The sequence below is a fragment of the Streptomyces sp. CB02261 genome (assembly GCF_001905665.1).
Classification (GTDB): Bacteria; Actinomycetota; Actinomycetes; order Streptomycetales; family Streptomycetaceae; genus Streptomyces.
This window is the reverse complement of the sequence record NZ_LIVX01000005.1, coordinates 335,053-356,223: the sequence shown is the minus strand read 5'-3', so window position 1 is coordinate 356,223 and position 21,171 is coordinate 335,053. Positions and strand designations below refer to the sequence as shown.

Here is a 21,171-nt window from a genome sequence, read left to right as displayed (position 1 = left end):
GCTGCTGAAGGGTTCCGGTCTGCACCGGCGGACACCGAGCACGCCCTCCCCGAGCCTTCGGCCGTTGGCAAGCCGCCGCGACCGCTGCCGCCGTGCAGTTGCTGCGGCGTGTGAAGGGCCGGGGCGAAGGCCGGTGCCGGGGGCTTACGTGATGTCCCATACTCGGCGTCATGGGGAAAGCATCTCGACGGCCGCGAGGGTGTGGGTCAGCACAGGGCGGCGGCCACGCGTAGGTCCTGGAGCTGGTTGTCCCCACTGCGGGCCCCGGGGTGGCCCCCGCGGGTTGCTGCGCGGTCCGTCACGGAATCGGGGTGCGACAGGGCGGATCCGGCCGCATCTGGGGACGCAGACAGCCAGTACGGGCTGGTCGTGCTGCACGGCTGAAGTCCCGACGCCCAGGATTTGTCCGGCCGGTCGTGCTGTTCGTTAGGCTGACGTCCAGGGAGGCTGTGATGGGTGCCGTAGAGATGAGCCGGGCTGAAGCGGTCGCGCTCGTGCAGCGGGTCATGGATGCGGATTACGCGTCCGAGGACGAGGCGGACGCATGGCTGAGCAGGCTTGACAGAGCCCTGACCTGTCCATCCGGTCACGTCAGCGGCCTCATCTTCTGGCCACCAGAGCGAGAACTCTCTGCCGATGAGGTGGTCGATCAGGCATCGGCCTGTCGGGCGATCGCGTTGTGAGGCACCCACGCTCAGGCGGAAGCCAGATGGCCAGCAACGACTGGATGATGAACTCTCGCCCCGGGCCTGCCTGGCTCGCCGCCTACCGCGACTAACGGCTCTCTACCTGGAGTAGGCCACGACCGCATCGAGACGCTGCACGAGCACTCGCTGTTCGATGGCTCACCCGCGGTGCGGCGACGCCTACGGCCTTCGCCGCGGGCTCGACCCTGGTCCGTGATCACTGGCAGATCGAAGCCCTGCACCAGGTCAGACGCATCACGTTCGCCGAAGACTCCTCAACGCGGCGAACCGGCAACCCGTCCCGCGATGGCCACCTGGCGCAACCTCGCCATCGCCGCCCTGCGGCTGGCCGGCGCGCAACCACCATCACCGCCGCGCTGCGACACAACGCCCGCAACGCGAACCGTCCGCTCGCCCTGCTCAGCCTCGAGAGATGCCGAAACAGAAGTCCGCCGACTACACCGAAGCCCTGGCTGAGGCCGCCACGGTGCCTCCGGAACCATCCACTGGAACAGCTCCCACGGCTCGTCCGGCATCAGCCGCTTACCAACCCCACGATCTGCCCCGTGTCTACGACTTACTGGAGCAGCTGGTTTCAGTCCAGGTCGCCTCTAGGTCACGGTGGACGAGGCTGAGCGTCCCGTCCCAGCAGGCGATCTCGTGGCTGCAGCCGTCCCGGTGCGGCAGGATCTCGTCGAGAATCACAGCCCCGAGGTCCGTCCCTCGGTCGTCGTCGACAGGATCGATGACGAAGTCGGACACCCCTACGTAGCGGATCAGCAGGTCCTGGTCGTGCTTCCAGCAGTTGTGCTGGAACTCAACCTCCATCTCCTCACCGCCGGCCCCCCCGGACGGCCCGGAGCGTCAGGTCTTTCACGCATCGCCTGCTGCGGAAGTCGTAGTGGCCCGTGTCAGTGGCAAAAGCCCGAGCGCCTGGCGGCAGATCACCGGAGATGGAGAGTAGGTGGCTCAGGTAGCGAGCCGGGTCCAAGACCCCTGACACGTCGCCGATCCGCGCATCGAGATTGACGTACTTCATCGACCTTTGCTCCCGCTCAGGACTTCCCACTGGCCGACGAGTCGTCGCACGGACGCGCCAAATGAGATGACCTCTTTACGACCCGGTAGGCAGTGGTGGTACCGATACCGAAGCCCGCGGCGAAGGCCGTAGGTGTGGCCACACCGCGGGTGAGCCAGGGCCGGTAGGGCCCGTTCACATCCGGGATCTCAGTACGTCGACCTCACAGCCTGGTGCGAAGGGGTCGAAGCCGTGCTCGGTCAGCCATCGAACTGCCAGCAGGCTACGTAACGACCACCACGCATGGATCACGTCGAGGTCGATGTCGGTGCCATAGCCGGCGAGGACGTCATCGAGGTGCTCCTCGTGTCTGAGTGTGACGGTGGCGAGGTCGTACAGAGCGTCACCCTGGCCGGCCTCGGACCAGTCGATGATGCCGGTGACCTCGTCGCGGTCGACGAAGACGTGCGCGATCTGCAGGTCGCCGTGCGTGAACGCCGGAGTCCACGGCCGGAGCGCGGCCTGGGCGACCTGGCGGTTGCGGGTGACCAGGTCGGCGGGCAGGAGGCCGTTCGTCACGAGCAACTCGCACTCGTCGTCGAGTTCCGCCGCCAGCGCGACGATGCTCCGCCCGGCTCGGCCGGGGCGGGGTGGCAGCGGCGCGTCGTGCAGCTTCCGGATGGCGGCGCCCGCCGCAGCCCACGCCGCCGACGACCCGGTCGACGGCCCGCCGAGGCGCCCGAGCGTCGTCCCAGGGAGGGCGGCGATCGCGAGTACGGGCGGCTTGCGCCACAGGACCTCGGGGGTAGGGACCGGTGCGAGGGACATCGCCTCGACTTCGGCGTCGATGCGCGCCTGATCGGGGTCCACCTTCAGGAAAACGTCGCCGACGCGCAGGGTCGCGCGCTCGGAATGAGCGACGACGACTTCAACCTCATCCATGGGCGACCAGTATCCCGGAGGTGATCGTCGATGTCGCCGGACTTATCGCATGCGATGACGCAGCCGACCGCGTCCCGCTGCCCGGCGACCTCGTGCGCGACCCCGGTCCTCGACCAGGTCAAGCCCACTACTGCTGTCAGGATTGCTGAGCCACGTATCGGCAGTGGATCCCCCGCCTCAGCTCAACTGAGGTGCCGTCGGACGAAAGGCGCCGTTCCCAGGACGAGGGCGCTGAAGGCGACCAGTCGTTGGAGGCCGGGCTGAGCGGCGAGGGTGCTGTGCTGAATGCCGTAGATCGCGTACCAGTTGGCGGCGAGGTCGGTCGCCACGATGGCGCAAACCAGGTCCATCCCTCGACGCTTGCCGTTGATGAGAAGCACGGCTGCGAGCAGGTCGAAGAACGCCAGTGAGGCCCAGTAGAGGTTGAGCCACCTCGGAGCCCAGTCGTGAGCCAGCAGGCCATGACGAAGAAGGTCGGTGACATGCGCGACGGCGCCGACGAGAAGCAGGCCTGCTGCAATGGCACACACCACTATCACCGCCCAGAGTGGGGTGCGGTGCATCCAAGCGATCACGTCACGGATGGTCCCAGCTGCCGGCCTATCCCGTCAGGCACTTGACGGAGGATGACCTCCGTTAGTACAGCAGCTGATCAACGGCACCTGAGCCGCAGGCGCAGGCCGATGCGCAGCACCCGATCACGCTCGACATCAGGACGTCACGTGGTTTCTCATGGCGGTTCCTGGGAGCACTGGTGACTGAGTACGAAAGCCGGTTCCGGAGCATGTTTGTTGGAGCCTGAGTACAAGGCCTGGTCCACAGCGGAGCGGGCGGGCTTCTTTTCAAGGCACTATCAGACCTCGCCAGTAGACTCCGAGGCCATGATGGCCGCCACTCCCACATCGCCCGTCCCGGTCGCGCCGGCCGGTTTGACCCGCAGGGCCGAGAGCTTCGTCGCGTGTGAGGGCATCCGTGTTGCCCGGCAGGACATCGAGCGTCACCGCGAAGCTTGGATCGAGCACGGTGTCCCGGCCGCGGAGATCGATCGCGCCGTGGCCTACGAGGACCGTTGGGGCGGTCTCGCACTGCCACCGGCACCGTTCTACGAGAGTGGCCCGCGGATCCTGGGCGCGGACGTGCCCGAGGGCTCGGCCGCTGAGGGCTGGTGGATCCCGGCCGGCGACTGCCGATATTCCATGGCCTACGGGTTCATGATCGGCCCTGGTGGCGAGTTCGGGATCGACGGCTACCACTGGACACCGCTGCATGCCAGCACTGAAGGCTGGGTGGAGTCGTTGGCGCTGGCCAACCATGCGAGGCGCTGGGCCAAAACCATCACGAGGATCACCGGCGAAGCCGTCGACTCCATAGACCTCGAAGGGTATGAGCCAGTACCTGAAGTGCGGGGCCAGACCGACACCTGGTGGCGGGGCAAGGACTCGCTCATCGCCCTGTACCGGGGCGAGGCCGTCGGCATGGACGCTCCGGAGTGTCTTGAAGCCCATGTCTACGGTGGGCTCGACGAATGGGGTCTTCAAGGCGGTTGACCGCCGGCGGACCTCGCCGGACCTGAGTACCCGATCGGCCGGGCGTGCTGACGATCGCGGGGGTGTCCGGTTCTGCGCATCTGCACGAACGAGGAAACGGAGGCAGATGTGGGCCGCGGTCGTAGCCCAGGTGGATGGTCGCGGGTCTTCCCGTCGCGGGTGACGATGTCGCGCCGCTGCCTCAGCCGGTTGTGGCGCCGCTCTACCGTGTCGCGCGCTGCTTGCATGCGCCGCCTTGTCGGCTAGGACCGCATCCGGCCTGGTGCGAGGTCTGCCACGCCGTTGTGAGACACGTAGAAGGGCCATCGCGTCCGGAAGCGCGTGCGTCGTCTGTCTGCCCGGCCGGGCGTACGAGGGCCTGACGTCGTCCGGTTCAGACGTCTCCCATGAGCTTCGACCGACCGTCATCGATTTTCGGGCCGGCCGATCTCAGTTGGTCCAACTCGCTGCCGATCGCTTCCCGCAGCACGTCATGCTGCGGACCGATCCTGAACTGCTCGTCGCTCCATCGTTCAGGCGGGTAGAGCCACACAGGCTTGCCCGCCACATCAGCCGGCTCCCATGCGAACCGCGGCCAGACGTGCGCGTGCAAGAACGGGTCCGTGTTCCCCAGGATCTCCAGGTTGACTCGGCGGAAAGCCGGGTCCAGCCGCCGACAGGCCCGCTCGACCGCTTCGCCGAGCTGGTCCATGTCGGACAGGAACGACAGCCGCTTCGCCCTCGGCAGGTCCGACAACCGCTGCACGTCCGGCTCGTCGACGAGCAGAACCGAATAGCCGGGCAGGAACTGAACGTCCCCGATCACCGCGAACCCCGCCGCCAGCCGTCGCAGCACGGTCAGGTTCTCGCCCCTCAGCGCACTCCCGATGCGGTCCATCCGCCAGTCACCAGTCATGGCCAGAACCTACATTCTGGTGGTCAGGAACCGCTCGATTCGCCGTGTCCTGGGCTCGTCGTTCGCCGCGACTCCCCATCGCCCACGCGCAGTTCAGAACCAGTCCGACTGCGGTGACGAGCGGCCCCAGCGGATCGCTGAATCAATTCGCTACGCTGCGGTTCGGCCGAGAGACTCGCCCCATGACCTCAGAATTCACCGTTCGCCCCGCGCGTCCCGTCGATGCGCGCCGCCTGGCCGAACTCCGATGGATGTTCAAGCAAGAGGACCACGAAGAACGCCCACCGATTCCGACGCGGAACCTGGAAGAGGCAGAACACTGGATCCGCGACCGCCTCAGGGACGGCCACTGGTTGGCCTGGGTCACGGAGGCCGAACGCGAGATCTGCGGTCACGTCTTCCTCTGCCTGGTGGAACGGATGCCGGATCCCTTCGAGGACAACGACCCGGTCGGCTATGTCACGAACTACTTCGTCCTGCCGTCACAACGGAACAAAGGAGCCGGCTCCGCGCTCCTTGAGGCGCTGACACAGCATGCACGCGGCGCAGGCCTCGAAGGCTTGATCGTCTGGCCCTCGGAGCGCAGCATCCCGCTCTATCAGCGCTTCGGTCCAGCCCCCAGAGGAACTACTGGACCGTACTCGACACCTGACGGGATCCACTCCGCTACACAGCCACAGAGGCGTCCCGTGATCGATCCCCGAGTCGCGCAAAGCAGGGGCAGTTGCGGTGCGTGCGGTCGCTGCTATCCGGCCGAGGCGAGGTCGTACAGGCGGGCAATGCCGAGCATGGCGTGGTACCCCGTCGCCTTTGCGCCGAGAGTCGCGGAGCAGGCTCGGGCTGAACTCCATGAACGGGGCTACCCAAGGCGACTCTGACTGCCGTGATCGCACCAGTCACGCCACCGAGGTCAGGCGAACCTCTCCAGCCCAGCTCTCACAACGGACCTGACCCGTTGGGAATGTGAGCTCCAGGGTGACACGCCCGGTGTTCGGCGCGTGTTCCTCCCGCAGCGCCAAAACATCCTCCCCGATGTGGCGCGCGAACGGCGCTTCCTCACTGATCGCCCTCACCATGACGCGCCCCGAGTCGCCCATGTCGTAGTCGGCGTGCGGCTTTGACGACTCAACGATCAGACACCAATCCGATCCGGCCGTGAGGTGTACGGCGTCACCCCGGTCATCGATCAGCCACACGTCCATCGGGCCCGAGAGGCCATCCCCGCCGTACAAGTGCCATGAGCCGACGACCTCCGCAAGCCGGCGACCCACCAAGCCCCGCGCGCCCACCCCAGCACCATGCAGCAGGAACCCGTTCGGCCCCTCAGGCTCCATCGGTCGATATTACCGCCCACCGATTTCCCAGGTCACAGCGCTATATGGGATAGGCCTTGGCTTGAGCTTCAACCTTTGTGTGTCTGCCGTCTTGTGGCCACATGGACTGCGAGTTCCTCGGGGTACCTACGAAGGCGGGACCGCAGCCTGCCGGCAGATGCTGGACCACCATGGCAATGGCGTCCTGCCCTGTGGCTGCGGGGTCCACCATCTCGCTGCGGATAGGGCCGGAGACCACCTAGGTGCCGGCAGCGGCGGGCTGGATGTAGGGGATGCCCCAGGTCCATCGCTGTTCGCTGCACCGACTGAAGTGCAGTTCCCCCATCCCGGTCCAGGGGAACAGCTGACGCAGCCGAGGGTCGGCGTAGGCCGCTTCCAACAGGTCGGGCCGTACACGTCCGTCGTCGCGTACAGCCTGGCAGCCCGCTTCGACGACGGCATTGCTCGCTACATCTCTGTTCATGGCGTCACCATGCACGAGGAGCTGCCGCGGAGCGGGACCGTCTGATCGATCGAATATCCCCGGTTGCGGTCGGACCGTGTCCTGCCCAGGCCCCCGTCCTCGTGGCAGCCCATCACGGGCTGTCCACCCCTGCACGGCGGCGAATTCGTCTCGGCCCCGGCTCCATCCCACCTTGCCCACCGCTCGTCCTGGGCTGCGGCCGACGGCATCCTCCCCAGTCGTCGAGGGACTTTGATACGCCTGGACATGGAGCATGTCCCCGCTCCAACCACCCCGAAGCCGGTCTGACTGTAGCGATCGGGCACCGGCGCAGACGCCCCGGCCCCGGCCCCGGCCCCGGCCCCGGCCCCGGCCCCGGCAGATCGTTCGGCGCGGGCGGCGGGACGGCGCCTGGGCCCGGGGCGTCACCCGGCTCGAGGCCGGGGCGGAAGCGAGAGCCGGTATCGCGTCCCGATTGACGAGCAAGCCGGTCTCGCAAGAACCGGGTGCGCTACCCGGCGGAGCCCCCTGCCCGCAGGCACTGACGAGTGGCTGTGACGTACGGGCTGATGACCAGCAGCACCGGCGCGTCGGCTAGCCTCCGGCGCCATCCCCGCGCAGCGCAGCGCGGACCAGAGGAACGTCCGTGGCAGGGACGGCGAGTTCCCAGTAGCGGTCAGCGGCTTGCAGGGACAGCAGGCGGAACATGCGCTTGTCGACCACTCCGCTTCCCGGGCCGACGACCGGGCCCACCCCGTGGATGTGGAACGGAGCGACCAAGGCGACACCTTCGCCGGCTCTGCCGAGGATCCGAAACTGCCGCCACACCACCGGCGACGCTGCGGCAGGGTCCAGAATCAGGGACCCCTGCCGCAAGCGGCCGCCATCGCGGACGAACGCGGTGACCTCGCGAGCCTCTCCATCGTTCCACGCTGCGATGTCCGCCTCGGCGCGCTGTCGAGCGTCGCCCGTGAGCTGGTCGACGAGGCGACTCGGATGCCGGAGCAGGTCCGTGAAGGACTGTGTCCCTGCGGCCCGTTGTGCCCTTCGGCCCATCGCTTCCCCCTTTTATCGCGGTCGTACGGAGGGTAGCGACCGGGGCGGGCGGAATGGCCTCCTCCGGCGCATTCGCAACGAGCCCGGGTGGGTCGGGGTGCGATAGCCGCGTGCCCTCTCGTCATCAGCGGTCAGGCGGGGTTGCGCAGGCCCGTCAACAGTCGGTCCAGTGCCTGTTCCGCGGCCCGGGGGTCGCCGCCTCGGGCGATCCAGAGGGCGGCCTCGTTCATCGCTCCCGAGAGCAGTCGGGTCAGGGGTTCGATCGGCTGAGTGGCGATGATCCCGGCTGCGGCGAGTTCCGTCAGGGCCTCCGCGAGGTGTCGGGCGGAGGACTCCTCGTCCATGGTCCGCCACTCGTCCCAACCCAGCACGGTCGGTGCGTCGACCAGCAGGATCTGTCGCACCGCCGGGTCCGTGCCCGAGGCCAGGAAGGCCCGGCAGCCCGCCCTGAGCTGCTCCCAGAGGTCGCTGTGCCCGTCTGCCGCGGCCGCGACGCGCTGCCCCAGTTTCTGCTGGACCTCCGCCACGACGGCCCGGAAGAGTCCCGCTTTGCTGTCGAAGTGGTGGTAGGCGGCTCCCTTGGTGACCCCGGCGGCCCGCGCCACCTCCGCGAGCACCACCTGGTGGTATCCGTCGGCGGCGAACCGCCGCTCCCCCTCCGCGAGCAGTGCCCGCCGTGTGGCCGCCCTCTGTTCCGCCCGACTGACCGCCATCGCGCGCACCGCCCTTCCCATTTCGCGTACCGGGGGTATGCTAACGCTGGATTCACATACCCGAGGTATGTGAAATGGAGAGCGAAGGGCATGCCGCATGACGGAGACGGACACACGCGACAGCACCACCCCGACCGGACTGCGGGGTTTCTATCCCGTGCTCTCCACCCGGGACGTGGCGGCCTCCCGCGACTTCTACACCCGTCACCTCGGGTTCGAGGTGACCTTCGAGGCGGACTGGTACGTCAGCCTGCGGCGCCCCGACGCCCCGCAGTACGAGCTGGCCCTCCTCGCCCATGACCACCCGACCGTCCCGGCCCCCCACCGGGGCGCGCTCCAGGGCGGCCTGCTGCTGAACTTCGAGGTCGACGACGTGGACTCCGAGTACCAGCGGCTCGTGACGGAGGCCCGCCTGCCCGAGGTACTGCCGCTGCGTACCGAGGAGTTCGGCCAGCGCCACTTCATCGTCGCCGCCCCGGACGGCGTGCTGATCGACGTCATCACCGTCGTCCCGCCCAGCGCGGAGTACGCCGCCCACTACGCCGACGTCTGAACCACCCGATGCCGCACCCAGGCCCGGCCCTCGCGCGACGCGTCGTCTTCGCGTCGGCCGGGAGGTGCGCACCCCCTCGGGGCGGGTCATCCCAGCTCGTCGGGTTCTCCCTGCTCGAACGCGACGCGGCACCGTTCCACCTGGTCGGCCGCCTGCTCCATGAACCACCGCAGGATCCCGTACGGGACGACATGCCCTTCAGGGCTGAAGATCCGGACCGTCGGCTCCAGTTCCGGGTCCTCGTTCGGGACGAGCACCGCCAGGACAGGAGCGCCGGGTAGGTGGGTCACCGCGGCGTCGGGGTCCTCGGGCCTCCCGGTCGACGCGGGCCGGGCCTCGCTCAGCTCCACCGACCAGGCATCGTCGGGCAGGGCGTAGTGGAACAGGACGGCGTAGTGACGGCCTGCGTGTTCTCGCAGCTCCCAGGGCATGCACGCAGGCTGCCACGGTTGTCCGGTCGGAGTCCTGCGGGTTTCCGCTCGCACCTGGGCGCGGGTCGGTGAGCGTGTACCGGGCACCCCACCGACCACACCGGTGGGTCAGAGGTCGAACTCCAGGTGCTCGATGTCGGCGAAGCGGACTTCCTCCAGCTGGCCGGCGCGGCGGCCGTTGTCCTGGAAGTACACGTCCTTGAGTGCTTCGGCGGCGATCTGCTGAAGTTGCCGGTCGGTGGCTCCCTGTTCCTGGGCGTCGAAGAGACGGGCGGCGTAGTGGGGTGGCAGGGCGACCGTCAGGTGGCGGAGTCGGTCCTCGTCCGTCGAGCCGATCGGCGCGGTGTAGCCGATCCTGGCCCGGGTGTCGATGACGATGCCGTCGGTGGTCGCCGCCTTCTTCCGCGCCTTGGCCCGGATCTGGGGCTGCCACCGCTTCTTCACCTCGTGCTCCAGGCGGGCTGCGAGGCCGGGACGCGGCTTCTTGATCTCGTCCTTGACGTACCGCTCCACCGTGCGCTGCGAGATCCGCAGCATCTGGGCGACCGGCTTGGTGCCCTTGAGCTGCTTGACCAGGTAGCGCATCTGCGCGCCCGCGCTCTTGGGTGCCGGGCGGGTGAACGCCTTCTGCACCGCGGCGTCCAGGCCGTTGCCGAACAGGCTCATCGCCTTCTCCTACTCCCCCGTGTCCTGATCGGTGACGGTACCGTCCTTGATGTACCGGGCGAGGTTGAGCTCCGGCGCGTCGAACTGCTCGCGGACACCCTCGCCCCACAGGACGGACTGGGTGCCCTCCCACTTCACGAGGCCCGGGTTCACGCCGAGCTTGAAGCCTCCCGGCAGCGGCTTTCCGTCCCGGTAGGGCAGGAAGTCGAGCGGTGAGGGCCCGTCGGAGGCGTAGACGGCGCAGTCCGAGAGGACCGCCACCGGGTACTGGCCGGTGAAGGCGGCGTGCTTGACGATCTTGCGGTGCATGTTGATCCGGGTCCGGGAGATGACCGCGGCGCGGATGTCCGGGCGCCAGGTGGGCCGGGCAAGGGCCCGCCACGGCTGCCCGGGCTTCCAGCCCTCCCCGCGCGGGCGCTCGCGGAGCTTGCCGATGCCGCCCTTCACCGTCGCCTTGATCGCGGACACCACGACCGCAAGCTCGGGGTCACGCTGCCGGTAGCCGTCCATCGCCTTCAGGAAGTCCTCCGGCGGCAGGTCCGCGCCCACCCCGAGGTCCGCCATCGTGGCGAGGTAGGCATCGCGCAGCCGGTTGTACCAGGCGTCCAGATAGCGGCCGTTGTCGTGGCGGACGTACGCCTCGACCGGCTGTACGTCGTAGCCGAGCTCCACCGCGTACGCCACGGTCGGTGTGGCGTACCAGGCCGGTCCCGTCGGACGCTCACCCTTCGGTGTGAACGGGCTGGGCAGCAGATCCGCGTCCAGGACCGTCTCCTGCTTCCCGAGCCTCACGCGGGACAGGTCGACGTGGCTCAGGTCGACCAGCCAGGAACCGGGCAGTTTCGCGTCGAAGACCGGATTCCTCACGTGCGTCGGCGCGCCCAGGCCGACCGCGAGGCCGTTCGCGCCGGCGGCGAAGGCCATGTTGACGTCGATACCCACCAGATGGGGCCGGAGGCATTCCGCGTCGGTGAGCGGGCGCGCCCAGTCGTACGCCTCCTCCGCCAGGACCTCGGCCGGGGTACGGCGGTGGAAGCGCGGCAGGTCCTTCAGGAGCGGGTGTCCGTCGGGCGCCTCGCACGGGGCGCAGTCCACCGGATCCGCGCCCAGCGAGCCCGGGTTGTACTCGGAGTGCCGCCTGCCGGTCGCGTCCGGGGCGGAGGCGCGGGTCGGCGGGTGCAGGGCGGTCATCAGCTCCAGGCCGGTCACCGCGGTCGATCCGCGCGGCGTCATCACGCGGTCCGCGTACGTGCCCAGGAGCCGGGCGAGGTCCGCCGGCGGCAGCTGGCCGGTGTCGGCCCAGTGCCGGGGGTCGAGCGCGCCCCACGACGGGACGCACAGCTGGACGCACGCCCGCTCCGAGCCCCGGGCGGGGCGGTAGATCCGTGCCCACGGCCCGAACCCCCGCTTGGTCAGCTGCCAGTCGGCGCGCGTCAGCTGCTTGATGACCTTGTGGCCCTCCGGCAGCCGCCCGGTCAGGCGCTCCTCCTTGGTGAGCGTGACGGGCAGGCCGTAGTAGGCGCACGCCGCCTCGGTCAGGACGAGCAAAGGGTCGGCGTCCTTGCCCGGCCCGGACAGCTTCGGCTGCCCCAGCCGCCCCTCGCGCAGCGTCCACTCCACCAGGAGGGGCATCGACGTCGCCGGGACGTCCAGGACCAGGCCGCCGGTGCAGTACGCCAGGACCTGGCCGTCGGCGATGTCGACGACCGCGAGCGGGCCGTTCTCGAAGCGAGGATCGGCGGTGCCCCTCGCGGCGCCCGGGGGAGCGGCCTTCGGCCCGCCGGCCGGACGGCGCGCTGTCGATTTCGTCGTGGCCGGGGGGCGCGGTGCGGCGGCGGGACCGGAGGGGTGGGCAGGGTTCGCGGGAGTCGCAGGGGTTGCGGGGCTCGCGGGGGCTGCGGGGTTCACAGGGGTTGCGGGGCGCGCGGGGCTCGCGGGGTTCCCCGGGCTCTCGGCGCTCTCCGCGCTCTCCGCGCTCTCCGCGCTCGCGGGTACCTCGGCCCTCCCGGGGCTCGCGGGGCTCCCCGCCTGACCCGGAACTTCGGTGCGCGCCGAGGCCGGCGCTGCTGCCGCCGGTGCCGCAGGAACCGCGGAAGCCGTCGGCGCCACAGGAACCGACGGAGCCGCCGGAACCGCCGAAGCCGTCGGCGTCACAGGGACCGACGGAGCCGCCGGCGTCGCGGGAGCCGCCGTGTCCTCGGCCCGCGTCGGAGCGTCGGCGGGATAGAGCTGGGCGAGCTGCTTCAGCAGGCGGGCGTACGCGTCGCGCTCCGGGGGGCGCGGCTCGGTCTTGCCGGCCTCCCAGCCGCTGACCGTCGCGCGCCGCACCTGCAGTGCGGCGGCCACCTCGTCCAGCGTCAGGCCGTGCGCCTGGCGAAGCCGCTTGCGTTCCGCCGGGGGCGGCAACGGGGAGCGGGACGCGATCAGCGCGTCGACCGCGTCGAACAGCTCGGACATGCGGCACCTCCTGCCGCAACCCTAACCTGAAGCGTACGTTTCGCGTACCGAACACGTACGGATGCCGTAAACGGCGGTCGAAGGCACTCGGTCGGCGCATCGAGGAGCCTCCTGGTCGTGTCCGGACCCGCCAGGGTCCCCGGCGCGCGCCCTCCAGCGCCGCCTGCCGCTCCGGGTCAGGAGCCGGAAGGGCGACACTTTTGGCAAGAGGGACGTTTGTTCGGGCGTGATTGGTGCAGACGCTGACCTAACACAGCCTTTACACAACGAAGCGGAGACGCACCATGGGCATCATCGCGTGGATCATCATCGGCCTTCTCGCCGGCGCCATCGCCAAGGCCCTGATGCCGGGTAAGGACCCGGGCGGCATCATCGTCACCATGCTCATCGGCATCGTCGGCGGCCTGCTGGGCGGCTGGCTCGGCAAGGTGATCTTCGGCGTCGACTCCATCGACGGCTTCTTCGACCTCTCCACCTGGGTCGCCGCGATCATCGGTTCTGTCATCCTGCTGGCCCTCTACCGCCTCTTCACCGGCAACCGACACTCGCACCGCCACGCCTGAGCCACCGAAGGCTCTCGCCGGTAGGACACGCCGACGGCTCCCTCCCTGCTGCACGGGACGGGAGCCGTCGGCGTGTCCTAGGCGGCGCCGGCTCGTGTCCGTACCCGGATGCGGTCAGGCCGCGTTCCACTGGTGCGCGCGGCCGCCACGCCACTCGACCCACGCGGGGTCGTCGATCACCGTCTCGGGGTCGAGGATCCCGGCCGCCTCCAGGAACACGATCAGGTCGTAGTCGGAGTGGGCCAACCCGAGGATCTCGTCCGCCCCGTAACGGTGCACCGTGACCCGCCGGCCCCCGGAGGCGGAGGGTCGGTGCACGGTGATCGGCGCGGTGGTCACCCTTCCAGCCTCACCCGCCCACGCCGTGCGGACCAGTCGAGAGCGCCGACGAACGACGTCTCGGCTCGTGACCGCCCCCGCCCGCAGTCGTCTGCGCCGTTCGGCGGACAGGGGGACATAGGAAGCAGGAGGCGGGGAAGGGGATGTCGGGCAGACGCCCGAGTCACCGTCGGAGGAGCGAGCACCGTGGACCGTACCGCAGGGACCAGCCGGAGCGCGGCCGTACGCGAAGGCGGGGCGGAAGGGCATACGGACCTCACATCTTCCGTATCGCTCCAGGTCAACGGCGTCACGCACGCTCTACGCCTCGACAACCGCACCACCCTCCTGGACGCCCTGCGCGAGCACCTGGACCTGACCGGGGCCAAGAAGGGCTGCGATCACGGGCAGTGCGGTGCCTGCACGGTGCTCGTGGGCGGGCGGCGCGCGAACAGCTGTCTGCTGCTGGCCGTCGCGTGCGACGAGCCCGTGACCACGGTCGAGGGGCTCGGCGAGGACGGCCGGCTCCATCCGATGCAGGAGGCGTTCGTCTCCCGGGACGCCCTCCAGTGCGGGTACTGCACGCCCGGCCAGATCTGCTCGGCCGTGGCCATGCTGGACGAGGCGGCCGCCGGACACCCCTCACACGTGACACCACCGGACCAGCCGGACACCGGCGGACCTGCGGCCCTCACCCCGGAGGAGATCCGTGAGCGCATGAGCGGCAACATCTGCCGCTGCGGCGCCTACCCGAACATCGTGGACGCCATCGAGGAGGCCGCCTCGTGAAGGCCTTCGGATACCTGCGCGCCGAGCGGACCGAGCAGGCGCTCGACGCGTACGCGGCCCACCCCGGCGCCCAGTACCTCGCCGGGGGCACCAACCTCGTCGACCTGATGAAGCTCGGGGTGTCCGGCCCCTCGTTCCTCGTCGACATCAGCCGGCTGCCGCTGGACGGCGTCGAGGAGACTCCGGAGGGCGGCCTGCGCGTCGGGGCGACGGTGCGCAACAGCGACCTGGCCGTCCATCCCCTCGTGCGGACCCGGTACACGGCGCTGTCGCAGACGCTCCTCGCCGGCGCCTCCGCGCAACTGCGCAACGCCGCGACCACCGGCGGAAACCTGCTCCAGCGCACCCGCTGCCCGTACTTCCAGGACACCTCCAAGCCCTGCAACAAGCGCGAACCGGGCACGGGCTGCCCGGCCCGCGAGGGGGTCCACCGCGACCTCGCGGTGCTCGGCCACTCCGCGCAGTGCGTCGCCACGCACCCGTCGGACATGGCGGTCGCCCTCGCCTGCCTCGACGCGCAGGTGCACCTGCGGGGACCCGAAGGGGAGCGCACCGTGCCCGTCACCGACTTCCACCGGCTGCCCGGTGACCGGCCCGAGCAGGACACCGTCGTCCTCCCCGGGGAACTCGTCACCGCCGTGACGCTCCCACCGCCCTCCGGGTCCCGCAGCGCCTACCGCAAGGCCCGCGACCGCGCCTCGTACGCCTTCGCGCTCGCGTCCGTCGCCGCCGCCCTCACCGTGGAGGACGGCGTCGTCCGCCACGCCTCCCTCGCCTTCGGCGGGCTCGCCCACAAGCCCTGGCGTGCCCGCGCGGCCGAGGAGGTCCTGCACGGAGCACCCGCCACACGGGAGACGTTCACGCGGGCGGCCGACGCCGAACTCGCCGCGGCGCAGCCGCTGCGCGACAACGGCTTCAAGGTGCCGCTGGCCCGGAACCTCGCCGTCCGAGTGCTCACCGACCTCGCGTCCCGCGCCTGAGGAGGCCGTCATGACCCCGGCTCCCCCGCCCCTCGCCCCGTCCGCGTCCGCCGCCGACACCGGCGCCGTCCGCCGTGACGCCCGGCAGAAGGTGACCGGTGCGGCGCGCTATGCCGCCGAGCACACCCCGCCCGGCTGCCTCCACGCGGTCCCCGTGCCCGCCACCGTCGCGCGCGGCAGGGTCACCGCCGTCCACGCCGACGAGATCCTGGCGCGGCCGGGCGTGCACGCCGTCCTCACCCACGAGAACGCGCCGCGTCTCGGCGAGGCGGACGACCCGACGCTGGCGCTGCTCCAGGACGACCGTGTCCCGCACCGGGGCTGGTACGTCGCCCTCGTCGTCGCCGACACCCTGGAGAACGCGCGCGCGGCCGCCGACGCGCTGCGGATCGAGTACGCCGTCGAGGACCACGACCCCGGGCCGCCCGCCGGCCATCCCCGGCTGTACGCCCCCGAAGAGGCGAACGGCGGCCACCCGGCCCTGCGCGAGCGCGGCGACTTCGACGCGGCCTTCGCCGGCTCCGCGGTGCGCGTCGACGCCACGTACACGATGACCGCGCAGCACAACCACCCGATGGAACCGCACGCCTCCACCGCGTGGTGGCAGGACGGCGAGCTGACGGTGTACGACTCCAGCCAGGGAGCGACGACCGTACGCGACGTCCTCGCGCAGCTGCTCCGGGTGCCCGGGCAGAGCGTCACGGTCGTCTCCGCGTACGTCGGTGGCGGCTTCGGCTCCAAGGGCACCCCCCGGCCGCAGGTCGTGCTCGCCGCGATGGCCGCCCGGCACGTCGGGAGGCCCGTGAAGCTGGCCCTCCCCCGCCGCGAACTGGCCGCCGTCGTCGGCCATCGCGCCCCCACCGTCCAGCGCGTCCGCATCGGCGCGGACGCGGACGGTGTGATCGGGGCCCTCGCCCACGAGGTCGTCACCCAGACGTCCATGGTCAAGGAGTTCGTCGAGCAGGCCGCCGTACCGGCCCGGTCCATGTACACCTCGCCCCACAGCCGCACCAGCCACCGCGTGGTGGCCCTCGACGTCCCCACGCCCTCGTGGATGCGGGCCCCGGGCGAGGCGTCCGGGATGTACGCCCTCGAGACGGCCATGGACGAACTCGCCGTCGTGACGGGCATCGATCCGGTCGAACTCCGGCTGCGCAACGAGCCCGACACCGAGCCCGACAGCGGCAAGCCGTTCAGCAGCAGGAACCTCGCCGAGTGCCTCCGGCAGGGCGCCCGGCTCTTCGGCTGGACGGACCGCGACCCCCGGCCGGGGGTACGACGCACCGGCGACCTGCTGACGGGCACCGGAGTCGCGGCTTCCACGTACCCGTATCTCCTCAGCCCCTCGACCGCCTCCGCGCACGCGTCGCCGGACGGCAGCCACGTGGTACGGCTCAACGCCACCGACATCGGCACCGGCGCGCGGACAGTCCTCGCCCAGATCGCGGCCGAGGCGCTCGGTGTCCCCGCGGCTTCGGTACGCGTCGAGCTCGGCAGCAGCGCCCTGCCGGCCGCCCCGCTCGCGGGCGGTTCCTCGGGGACCTCGTCCTGGGGCTCGGCCGTCCACCAGGCCTGCACGGCGCTGGCCGGCATGCTGCGCGCCCACTCCGGGCCGCTCCCGCCCGAGGGCCTCACCGCGACGGCGGACACCACGGAGGAGGCCGAGCGGGAGTCCCCGTACGCGCGGCACGCGTTCGGCGCGCAGTTCGCCGAGGTCGAGGTGGACACCGTGACGGGAGAGGTACGGGTCCGCCGGCTGCTCGGGGTCTTCGCCGCGGGCCGGGTCCTGAGCCCGCGTACCGCGCGCTCACAGTTCATCGGCGGCATGACGATGGGGCTCGGCATGGCACTGACCGAGGGCAGCACCCTCGATCCGGCGTTCGGGGATTTCGCGGAACGCGACCTGGCCTCGTACCACGTCCCCGTCTGCGCCGACGTGCCCGCGATCGAAGCGCACTGGCTGGACGAGGAGGATCCGCACCTCAACCCCATGGGCAGCAAGGGCATCGGGGAGATCGGCATCGTCGGGACGGCCGCCGCGATCGCGAACGCGGTGCACCACGCGGTGGGTGTACGCCTGCGGGAGCTGCCGCTGACCCCGGACCGGATCCTGCCGCACCTCCCGCGGGACTGAGCCGTGCCGGATCAGGCGTAGGTGACGGTGATCTGTTCGAAGCCGAGGGCCCGCAGCAGCCCTTGGAGCATGCTGGTGGTGTTCCGCTCGGCGCGGGTGGTGAGGTCGCTCTCCTGGGCGGCCTCACCGACGTGCCGGGCGGCGAGGGTGTGGACGGCCTGCTCGCTGGCGGGGTTGTCGGAGAAGAGGTCGCCCAGCCGGTCGAGAAGGCCGCGCTGCTTGGAGACGGCGTAGGACCGTTCGGGATCGAGCGAGGGTTCGGCGAGCCGCGCGTGCGGCAGGCGGATCGTGGCGGTGGTGCGCTTCTCGTCGATGGTGACGGCGTCGCGGCCGAGGCCGGCGAGGTCGACGTACGCGCTGACGCTGCCGGTGGCCACGTACAGGGTGCGGGTGCCGCGGATCGCGTCGGGCAGGAACCGGGCGTCCTTCTCCAGGTCCACCACGACCTGGAAGGTGCCGACGGCGCCTTCGTGACGGTTCATGTCCTGGATGGACTTGAGGACGGCGGGGCCTGACCGGTCGCGGGTCTCGCTGCCGAAGAGGTCGCCCAGGCCAGGCAGTTGGAAGAACCGTCCGAGGAGGACCAGGGCCAGGGAGAGGGCGAGGAGTACGGCGACGACAGCGGGCCATCTTCGGGCGCGACGGCCGCGGGGCGGTACGCGGCGCGAGGGTCTGCTCGCGTCGGTCCGGTCGTCGTGGAGGTCGCGTTCGTCCGGCCCGTTCCGGCCATCTCGGTTCTCTCGGTCTTCTCGCATGAGGGTCTGCTGCCCGTGGCGTGCGTGGTCATTCGCCGGCGGACCCGAATCTCCCTTGTACCAGGCCCGGTTGGGGACGATGTGGCGACTGCGGGCGGTTTCGCGGCGACTCGCGCGCGCGGCATGGGAGTCGCCCCCACCTGATGCCCGGCCCTCAGGTTGCCGGGCGCCTTCCCGGGTAGTCGGACCGTTCCGGGAACACCGACGTTGGGGGACGGCCATGAGGGCGTGGAGAGGAAGCCTGGGCAGAGGGAAGACTGCCGCGGGCGAAGGACGTGGAGACGAGGCGGCCGGAGGCTGGGCTTCCGGCTGGAGAGGGGGCGGGAGCGGCGCTGCCGAGGGCAGGCTCGCGAAGCGGTCGGCGGCGAGAGGCGTGGTGGCGGAGGCCGGCGACGACAGGCGGGACACGCCTCCGCCGGCTGTGGCGCAGGCCCGGTCCGGGGAGGAGCCCCGGCGGCGCGGGCCTGGCCGGGTGGTCAGGGCGCTGGTCGCGCTCGTCGCCCTGGTGGGGATGGTGGCGTTCGCGATCGTCCTGGCCGGACTCACCCTGAACGAGTCGCCCGCTTCGGTGTCGCTCACCCACAGCAACCTCACGCCGGGCCGATCGATCCGGGCCTACCTGGAGCAGCCGGCCTTCGTGGAGACGGTCAAGCAGCTCGGCGGGAACGTGGCCCTCGGCGTGCCGTTCGGCATCCTCCTGCCGCTCCTGTCACGCAGGACCCGCGGGATGGTGCGCGTCGGCCTGCTCACGGTGGGCACGATGCTGATCGTCGAACTGATCCAGGGCGCCCTCATCACCGGACGCGCCTTCGACATCGACGACGTCCTCCTCAACACCTCCGGCGCGCTCCTCGGGTATCTGATCATCGGTCGGCGCATGGGCCGCGCGGTGCACCCCCGCACCCGCCCTCGGTGGTGGGCACGACGCGCCACCGGCCCGGCCCGGTAAGCCTGTTGCTCGCGGCAGCGACGCATGCCCTGGGCGTGCGTCGCTGCCGCCGTCGTTCAGCCGCCGGTGTCCACGCATTCGCTGTTGTCTCCGCCGCTGCGGCACCCGGCCTCCCCCGTGACCGCGGGAGCGGGGCGGGCGGGCCCGTCCTCGTGCCGCTGGGCCGTCGCCCCGGCGACGATCCCCACCGCCACCACGGCTGCCATGAAGCACTGGGAGTACGCCGACACCACCGCACGAGACCGGAACGCGATCACGGCGGCCATCGCGGCCAGGGCCCCGACCACGCCGGCCGCGACGAGATGGCCGCCCGGCGGGTCGGGCTTCACCGTCCTGCCCGGATCCAGGCTCACCCCGGACACCAGCCACAGGCCGAGAATCACCAGGACGGCGAGTACTTCGAGGAGCAGCAGCCCTACGGCGGTCCCGACGTCGGCGCCGCGGCCGGCACGGGGCCGCACGGAGGCGTCGAACGCCACAGGGGCGACGGGAAGGTCCATGCACCCATGCTGGCCGGGGAGCCCGGCCGGCACATGAGTACGCGTACCCAGAGGTTCGGTTCCTTTCCGGTCGTCAGCCGGTGCGGGCCGCGCCCGCGGCGGACCCGTCCCACGGCCCGCGACGTCGAGGTCAGCCTTCGAGCGGCTCCTCGTCGGGCGCCATGAAGCCGGCGAAGCCGCCCATGATCTCTTCCAGGTTGAGCTCGGTGGCTCCGGCCGGGGCCGTCGGCGTGGTGCCGGCGCCCATCTTCAGCACCAGGCCGAACTTCTTGACCTTGGCGCTCTCGGCGAGCTTGGCGAGGTCGACGTACACCTCCGTCAGCTCACCGTTCTTGAGGGTGAAGTCGGCCGAGACCTTGGTGTCGGGGGCCTCCTTCAGATCCTGGTCCGTCGGCAGCTCCACGCCGGGCGGCAGGTCCTTGGTGAGCGGACGGATCTCGCCGAGCAGCTCCGTGATCAGGGTGCGGAACGGGGCCGTCGCGGTGATGTGCTCGGTGCCGTCCTTGCCCCCGGCGGTCGTGAAGTCGACCTCGCGGGCCATGACCTCACGCAGGGCCTCCACGAGCTTCTTCTGCGTCTTGGCGTCCAGCGTGGGTTCCGGGGCCGGCTTCGCACCCGGCTCCTCGCCCATCTGCTCGCCGAACTTCTCCATCTCCTTGGTGCTGATCTTGACCCACTGGCCCTCCAGGGCCTTCTTGAGTCCCCCGGCCTCCGGCGGCAGCTCGTCGGCGGGCGGCATCGGGGAGTCCATGGCCTTGGTGAGGGCTTCGACGTCGGAGCGGAGGTAGATGTAGTCGCCGACGACCCGGTACTCGACGAGGTCACCGTCGGGGCTGCTGACCTTCATGGCCATCCCGACGAAGTCCTTCTCCTCCGACTCCTCGATCGGCTTCTTCGACTCCACCGTGACGCTGATCTTGGCGCCGCTGAGCAGATCGGCCGCCTCGGAGGGGATCTCCTCGCCGGGCTCCGGGTCCGACTCGGCGTCCATCTGCTTCAGGGTCGCGGCATCGACGTCCAGGTCCAGCTCGAAGGAGAGCGACTTCGCCTTGCCCAGCTTCTCGAAGGCCTGGTCCAGCTTCTTGCCGGCCGACATCTGCTCCACGGTGCCACAGGCGGCCGAGCCCGCCAGGACGGCGCCGACGACTGCGGTGGCGGTGAGGGTCTTGCGTATGGCGGTGATGATGGTCTCCTCGGTAGGTCCGATCACGACGTGATCGATCAGAAGACTCGCGCCTCCGCCATAAGGTTGCCCTGTTCCTCGAAAGTGGTGCCTCGCCCTTCCGCCCGTCGGTGAGCAGGCTCGTCCCGTACGCCCTCGACGAGCGCCGCCCGGGCTGCCGGACATCGTCCCCGTCGTCCCCCCGTCAACCGCCGGGCCCACGGATACGCCTACGAGTACAACTCCCCCTCGGCGCCTCCTCCCGCGCGGCTTCCGCCGTG

The 21,171-nt window shown here is 70.5% G+C and carries 23 protein-coding genes and 1 pseudogene; 9 read left to right on the top strand and 15 right to left on the bottom strand.

What is annotated here, in order from left to right; all coding sequences use genetic code 11:
• The first annotated feature begins 452 nt into the window (after positions 1-452).
• A complete protein-coding gene (locus AMK29_RS19040; RefSeq protein ID WP_073814809.1) occupies positions 453-683 on the top strand; it encodes a bacteriocin immunity protein in 231 nt (76 codons plus the stop codon).
• Between the two features lie 573 nt (positions 684-1,256).
• On the opposite strand, the gene AMK29_RS37200 is transcribed toward AMK29_RS19040, so the two are convergent.
• From AMK29_RS37200 to AMK29_RS19025, 3 genes are all read right to left on the bottom strand, one after another.
• Positions 1,257-1,514, bottom strand: a complete 258-nt coding sequence (locus AMK29_RS37200; RefSeq protein ID WP_241845499.1) for a hypothetical protein — start codon at positions 1,512-1,514, stop codon at positions 1,257-1,259.
• 385 nt (positions 1,515-1,899) lie between these two features.
• Positions 1,900-2,646: a phosphotransferase family protein gene (locus AMK29_RS19030; RefSeq protein ID WP_073814392.1), complete on the bottom strand. Its 747-nt coding sequence runs from the start codon at positions 2,644-2,646 to the stop codon at positions 1,900-1,902.
• A gap of 182 nt (positions 2,647-2,828) precedes the next feature.
• On the bottom strand, positions 2,829-3,221 hold the full coding sequence (locus AMK29_RS19025; RefSeq protein ID WP_241845497.1) for a hypothetical protein: 393 nt from the start codon (positions 3,219-3,221) through the stop codon (positions 2,829-2,831).
• A gap of 309 nt (positions 3,222-3,530) precedes the next feature.
• Between AMK29_RS19025 and AMK29_RS19020 the strand changes: the two genes are divergently transcribed.
• A complete protein-coding gene (locus tag AMK29_RS19020) occupies positions 3,531-4,193 on the top strand; it encodes a hypothetical protein (RefSeq protein WP_198942288.1) in 663 nt (220 codons plus the stop codon).
• A 373-nt stretch (positions 4,194-4,566) separates the two neighbouring features.
• Here AMK29_RS19020 and AMK29_RS19015 read toward each other — a convergent pair whose 3' ends face one another.
• A complete protein-coding gene (locus tag AMK29_RS19015; protein ID WP_073814391.1) occupies positions 4,567-5,088 on the bottom strand; it encodes a diadenosine tetraphosphate hydrolase in 522 nt (173 codons plus the stop codon).
• A gap of 182 nt (positions 5,089-5,270) precedes the next feature.
• Between AMK29_RS19015 and AMK29_RS19010 the strand changes: the two genes are divergently transcribed.
• Positions 5,271-5,966 carry a GNAT family N-acetyltransferase gene (locus AMK29_RS19010; protein ID WP_079196964.1) on the top strand — a complete coding sequence of 232 codons (696 nt, stop codon included), beginning with the start codon at positions 5,271-5,273 and terminating at the stop codon, positions 5,964-5,966.
• A gap of 18 nt (positions 5,967-5,984) precedes the next feature.
• On the opposite strand, the gene AMK29_RS19005 is transcribed toward AMK29_RS19010, so the two are convergent.
• From AMK29_RS19005 to AMK29_RS18985, 4 genes and pseudogenes are all read right to left on the bottom strand, one after another.
• Positions 5,985-6,422 carry a hypothetical protein gene (locus AMK29_RS19005; protein ID WP_073814388.1) on the bottom strand — a complete coding sequence of 146 codons (438 nt, stop codon included), beginning with the start codon at positions 6,420-6,422 and terminating at the stop codon, positions 5,985-5,987.
• 40 nt (positions 6,423-6,462) lie between these two features.
• Positions 6,463-6,885, bottom strand: a pseudogene (locus AMK29_RS37195) (DUF6193 family natural product biosynthesis protein).
• A 573-nt stretch (positions 6,886-7,458) separates the two neighbouring features.
• A complete protein-coding gene (locus tag AMK29_RS36190; RefSeq protein ID WP_143202906.1) occupies positions 7,459-7,644 on the bottom strand; it encodes a hypothetical protein in 186 nt (61 codons plus the stop codon).
• A 407-nt stretch (positions 7,645-8,051) separates the two neighbouring features.
• A complete protein-coding gene (locus AMK29_RS18985) occupies positions 8,052-8,633 on the bottom strand; it encodes a TetR/AcrR family transcriptional regulator (RefSeq protein WP_073814385.1) in 582 nt (193 codons plus the stop codon).
• A 97-nt stretch (positions 8,634-8,730) separates the two neighbouring features.
• Between AMK29_RS18985 and AMK29_RS18980 the strand changes: the two genes are divergently transcribed.
• Positions 8,731-9,186 carry a VOC family protein gene (locus AMK29_RS18980; RefSeq protein WP_073814384.1) on the top strand — a complete coding sequence of 152 codons (456 nt, stop codon included), beginning with the start codon at positions 8,731-8,733 and terminating at the stop codon, positions 9,184-9,186.
• Positions 9,187-9,272: 86 nt separating this feature from the next.
• Here AMK29_RS18980 and AMK29_RS18975 read toward each other — a convergent pair whose 3' ends face one another.
• The 3 genes from AMK29_RS18975 to tap form a co-directional block, all read right to left on the bottom strand.
• Positions 9,273-9,617, bottom strand: a complete 345-nt coding sequence (locus AMK29_RS18975) for a hypothetical protein (RefSeq protein ID WP_073814383.1) — start codon at positions 9,615-9,617, stop codon at positions 9,273-9,275.
• A gap of 108 nt (positions 9,618-9,725) precedes the next feature.
• On the bottom strand, positions 9,726-10,283 hold the full coding sequence (gene tpg / locus AMK29_RS18970; protein WP_073814382.1) for a telomere-protecting terminal protein Tpg: 558 nt from the start codon (positions 10,281-10,283) through the stop codon (positions 9,726-9,728).
• 9 nt (positions 10,284-10,292) lie between these two features.
• Positions 10,293-12,740, bottom strand: coding sequence for a telomere-associated protein Tap (gene tap / locus AMK29_RS18965; RefSeq protein ID WP_073814381.1), 2,448 nt, complete (start codon positions 12,738-12,740; stop codon positions 10,293-10,295).
• Between the two features lie 284 nt (positions 12,741-13,024).
• On the opposite strand from tap, the gene AMK29_RS18960 reads away from it, so the two are divergent.
• Positions 13,025-13,303: a GlsB/YeaQ/YmgE family stress response membrane protein gene (locus tag AMK29_RS18960; RefSeq protein WP_073814380.1), complete on the top strand. Its 279-nt coding sequence runs from the start codon at positions 13,025-13,027 to the stop codon at positions 13,301-13,303.
• Positions 13,304-13,417: 114 nt separating this feature from the next.
• Here AMK29_RS18960 and AMK29_RS18955 read toward each other — a convergent pair whose 3' ends face one another.
• The gene (locus AMK29_RS18955; protein WP_073814379.1) at positions 13,418-13,642 is read right to left on the bottom strand and encodes a hypothetical protein; all 225 of its coding nucleotides are present in this window, start codon (positions 13,640-13,642) and stop codon (positions 13,418-13,420) included.
• Between the two features lie 186 nt (positions 13,643-13,828).
• On the opposite strand from AMK29_RS18955, the gene AMK29_RS18950 reads away from it, so the two are divergent.
• Genes AMK29_RS18950 through AMK29_RS18940 form a run of 3 tightly spaced genes read left to right on the top strand, consistent with a single transcriptional unit; the run spans position 13,829 to position 17,524 of the window.
• Positions 13,829-14,410: a 2Fe-2S iron-sulfur cluster-binding protein gene (locus tag AMK29_RS18950; RefSeq protein WP_073814378.1), complete on the top strand. Its 582-nt coding sequence runs from the start codon at positions 13,829-13,831 to the stop codon at positions 14,408-14,410.
• Complete coding sequence (locus tag AMK29_RS18945) at positions 14,407-15,390, top strand: FAD binding domain-containing protein (RefSeq protein WP_073814377.1); 984 nt, start codon at positions 14,407-14,409, stop codon at positions 15,388-15,390. The genes AMK29_RS18950 and AMK29_RS18945 overlap by 4 nt, the downstream gene beginning before the upstream one ends.
• A 10-nt stretch (positions 15,391-15,400) precedes the next feature.
• Complete coding sequence (locus AMK29_RS18940; protein WP_073814375.1) at positions 15,401-17,524, top strand: xanthine dehydrogenase family protein molybdopterin-binding subunit; 2,124 nt, start codon at positions 15,401-15,403, stop codon at positions 17,522-17,524.
• 11 nt (positions 17,525-17,535) lie between these two features.
• Here AMK29_RS18940 and AMK29_RS18935 read toward each other — a convergent pair whose 3' ends face one another.
• The gene (locus AMK29_RS18935) at positions 17,536-18,279 is read right to left on the bottom strand and encodes a DUF4230 domain-containing protein (RefSeq protein WP_073814374.1); all 744 of its coding nucleotides are present in this window, start codon (positions 18,277-18,279) and stop codon (positions 17,536-17,538) included.
• A 472-nt stretch (positions 18,280-18,751) separates the two neighbouring features.
• Here AMK29_RS18935 and AMK29_RS36735 point away from each other — a divergent pair, with 472 nt between their 5' ends.
• The gene (locus tag AMK29_RS36735) at positions 18,752-19,228 is read left to right on the top strand and encodes a VanZ family protein (RefSeq protein ID WP_398850923.1); all 477 of its coding nucleotides are present in this window, start codon (positions 18,752-18,754) and stop codon (positions 19,226-19,228) included.
• A gap of 56 nt (positions 19,229-19,284) precedes the next feature.
• Here the strand turns inward: AMK29_RS36735 and AMK29_RS18925 are convergent, their stop codons facing one another.
• Both AMK29_RS18925 and AMK29_RS18920 read right to left on the bottom strand, forming a co-directional pair.
• Complete coding sequence (locus tag AMK29_RS18925) at positions 19,285-19,728, bottom strand: DUF6234 family protein (protein ID WP_073814805.1); 444 nt, start codon at positions 19,726-19,728, stop codon at positions 19,285-19,287.
• A gap of 130 nt (positions 19,729-19,858) precedes the next feature.
• Positions 19,859-20,833, bottom strand: coding sequence for a hypothetical protein (locus AMK29_RS18920; RefSeq protein ID WP_073814803.1), 975 nt, complete (start codon positions 20,831-20,833; stop codon positions 19,859-19,861).
• Positions 20,834-21,171: the final 338 nt, after the last annotated feature.